Here is a 3182-nt window from a genome sequence, read left to right as displayed (position 1 = left end):
GCGCGCGGTGCCCGCGGAGGGAGCGGCGTGCCTGCGCCGCCCGCGGAGGGGCCGGCCGGCGGCCACCGCCGCGGCGACGCCGGTCGAACGGTGGCCGGTCCGGGTGTGCTTGCCCATCTCGAGCGGTCCTTCCGCCTCGCCGCGGGCGAGGGTGCTGGGGAGCGGTGGAGGACGGCGCGGGCACCGGCGTGGCCGGGGTGCGGGGGCACCCCTGGGGAGCGGCCGGATCGGGCCGGGTCACCCGGCTCGTCCGGTTCGGGACGTTACGAAACGGTGACCCGTCGAGGTTGCTTTTCTGAGAGCACCTCGGCGACCCGGGCGATCACGGGTCGACTCCGGACGCCGACTGACAGGGCGGCTGGACCGAACGGCTCAACGATCTACGACGAACACCCTCCGTGTTCTCAGGATCGCCGGAGACCCCCTCCGCTCAACGAGCGGGCGACGCCGGAGTGACGGGTCGTCGCAGAACGGCCACCGCTCGTACGTCCCGGCGCGTGGCCGCCACCCCGGACGGGGAACTAGCCGAGGCGCTCGCGGACGGCGTCGAGGTTGCGTTCCATCCCGGTCCGCCACTCCCGCAGCCGGCCCTCGACGATCCGCTCCTCCTTGTCCGGCCACCGCTCGATCGCCTGCGTGAGGCCCGACGGCCCGGGACCCATCCGGGCCCACTGGCGCAGCGCGGTCCCCTCGCCGTCGGGGGTGAGCTCGAAACGCCACACGGCCGTCGCCCCGCTCTCGTCACCGAGCCCGACCGTCCACTCGAACAGCCGCTCCGGCTCCCATCCGGTGACGGTGGAGACGGTGCTCCACTCCCCGATCGCGTCGTGGCGGTGGTGGCCGTGCAGCCGGGCCCCGAGGCCCGGCTCGTCACCCTCGCCCCACGAGGCGCGCTGCATCTCGGTCGACACCCGGGCCAGGAACGCCGGGTCGGTCACCAGCTCCCACACCGCCTGGGGCGGTGCGGCGACCCGGGCGGTGGCCTCGGTGGTGGGTCCGTCGGCGTAGCGCATGCGACCTCCTCGTCGTCGGGCCGCGGCGGGTCAGCGCTCGTCGGCACCCCGGCGCAGCAGGTAGGTGTCCATGATCCACCCCTTGTTCTCCCGGGCTTCGGCCCGGACCTTCAGGATCTCGTCGGTCACCTCGACGAGCGGCCCGGCGACGAGCAGCTCGTCGGGCGTACCCAGGTAGGCGCCCCAGAATATGTGCAGCTCACGGCGCTGCTCGTCGGGCAGCGTGGCGAAGGCGGTGCGACCGTCGAGCATCACGACGACGTCGTCGACGTCGGTGGGCATCCCCTCGGCGATCCGGCGCCCGGTGGTGATCAGGACGGGGCGCCCGACCCGGTTGAGGATCAGCCGGTGGGCGGCGGCGAGGGCGGCGACGCTGGAGATCCCGGCGACCGACTCGACCGACCACTGCTCCCCCGCGCCGTCGAGGACCCGGTCGAGCAGGCGCAGCGTCCCGTCGTAGAGGGAGGGGTCGCCCCAGACCAGGAAGGCGCCGGTCTGCCCGTCGGCCAGCTCGGCGTCGAGCATGTCGCGGTAGAGCCGGGCACGGCGGTCCTGCCAGTCGACGACGACGTCGCGGTAGCGCTCGTCGTCGCGCTCGACCTCGGTGCCGCGGTCCCGGCCCACCTCGGGCGCGGTGACCAGCCGGTACCCGCCGTCCGGGCGGTGCCGCCGCAGGAGCTCGGTGCGCAGGGCCAGCAGGTCGTCCTGCGACCCCCCGCCGTCGAGCCCCTTATCGATGACGAACACGACGTCGGCCCGTCGCAGGGCGCGGACCGCCTGGAGGGTGAGGTGGTCGGGGTCACCGGCCCCGATCCCGATCACGAGAACCGTGCGCACCGGAGTGACCGTAACGGACCCCGGGCGCTGCCCGGCACTCCCCCGATCGGCAGGCACCCCCCGCCCGGTGTCGCCCGATGCGCGCAGCGTCCGACCCCGTCACGCGACGTCGTCACTCGGTAGTGTCATGGTGACCGGCGAGCCACGACCGGGTCACCGGCCGACCGCCGAGGACCGACCCCGCAGCGCCACCCCGGGAGGCCACGTCACCGTGCCCACCAGCGATCACAGCAGCAGGACCCTGACGATCGGACACCTCGTCGAGTCGCTCGACGACCGCGGCGTCGCCGCCGCGCTCGGTGACCTCGCCGCCGCGGCCCCGGACGCCGGGTTCCGGGTGGTGGTCGTCGCGCTGGCCCCCTCCGGACACTCCGACGTCGCCGAGCGCATGGCCCGCGCCGGGGCACCACCGGTCGAGCTGAACGTCGCGCCGTGGGACCCGCGTGCCGTGCTGAAGGTCCTCGCCGCGTTCCGGGAGCACGGTGTCGACCTGGTGCACACCCACGGCGCCCGGCCCGACGTCGTCGGCTCCGCCGCCGCGGCCCGGCTGCGGGTGCCCGCGGTGTCCACGCTGCACCACATCCACGAGCACCCCGCCGACCGCGGCGACCAGTTGCGGCGGACCGCGAAGACGTTGGCGCGCAAGCGGTTCATGACCCGCACGATCGCGACGTCAGCCCTGCAGCGCGACTGGTACCGCCGCGCCGCCGGGTCCACCGAGGGCCTGTCGGTAATCCCGGACGGCGCCGCCGACCCGGGCGAGGGCACGCCCGAGGAGCGGGAGCGGCTGCGGCGCGGGCTCGGCGTGGACGACCACGAGGTCGTCGCCGTCTCGGTCGCGCCGATGCGCCGCGGCCAGGGGCAGGACATGCTGCTCGACGCCGTCGCCGGGATCGGACCGGACGAGCCGCTCACCGTGGTGCTCGGCGGCGACGGGCCGCTGCGGCCGTGGCTGGAGTCGCGCGTCGCCGCCGACGAGGCGCTGTCCGGCCGGGTGACGTTCCGCCGCAGCACCGACCCGGTCGCGCTGCTCCGCGCCGCCGATGTGCAGCTGCACACGACCCGGCACGACACGATGCCCCGCATGCTGCTGCTCGGCCACGGCACCGGGACCCCGGCGGTCGCGACGCGGGTCGGCGGGATCCCGGAGATCGTGACCCGCGAGACCGGCCTGCTGGCCCCGGTCGACGCCACCCGGATCGCCGACGAGCTGGTGCGGCTGACCCGCGACGCCGACCTGCGTGCCCGGCTCGGGGGCGGGGCCCGGCGGCGGTTCCTCGACCGGTTCGCGGCGGCACCGTGGGCGGTCCGGCTCGGTGACGTCTACCGCAG

At 75.5% G+C, this 3182-nt stretch carries 3 protein-coding genes; 1 reads left to right on the top strand and 2 read right to left on the bottom strand.

What is annotated here, in order from left to right:
• Window positions 1-521 precede the first annotated feature (521 nt).
• Entirely contained in the window at window positions 522-1013 is a 492-nt protein-coding gene (locus GTW08_RS02670; RefSeq protein ID WP_161151342.1) for an SRPBCC family protein, read from the bottom strand.
• 30 nt (window positions 1014-1043) lie between these two features.
• Window positions 1044-1850, bottom strand: coding sequence for a precorrin-6A synthase (deacetylating) (gene cobF / locus GTW08_RS02665; protein WP_161151341.1), 807 nt, complete (start codon window positions 1848-1850; stop codon window positions 1044-1046).
• Between the two features lie 211 nt (window positions 1851-2061).
• On the opposite strand from cobF, the gene GTW08_RS02660 reads away from it, so the two are divergent.
• On the top strand, window positions 2062-3182 hold a 1121-nt coding region (locus GTW08_RS02660), incomplete at its 3' end, for a glycosyltransferase family 4 protein (RefSeq protein WP_346009840.1).

The organism is Pseudonocardia sp. SID8383 (assembly GCF_009864975.1).
In the GTDB taxonomy this organism is placed as follows: domain Bacteria; phylum Actinomycetota; class Actinomycetes; order Mycobacteriales; family Pseudonocardiaceae; genus Pseudonocardia; species Pseudonocardia alni.
The sequence above is the reverse complement of the archived record's forward strand: the minus strand, read 5'-3'. Positions and strand labels throughout refer to the sequence as shown.

Bases quoted from the DNA above. Each gene is read 5' to 3' on its own strand.
- GTW08_RS02670 (WP_161151342.1), bottom strand. From the start codon at position 1,013: ATGCGCTACGCCGACGGACCCACCACCGAGGCCACCGCCCGGGTCGCC.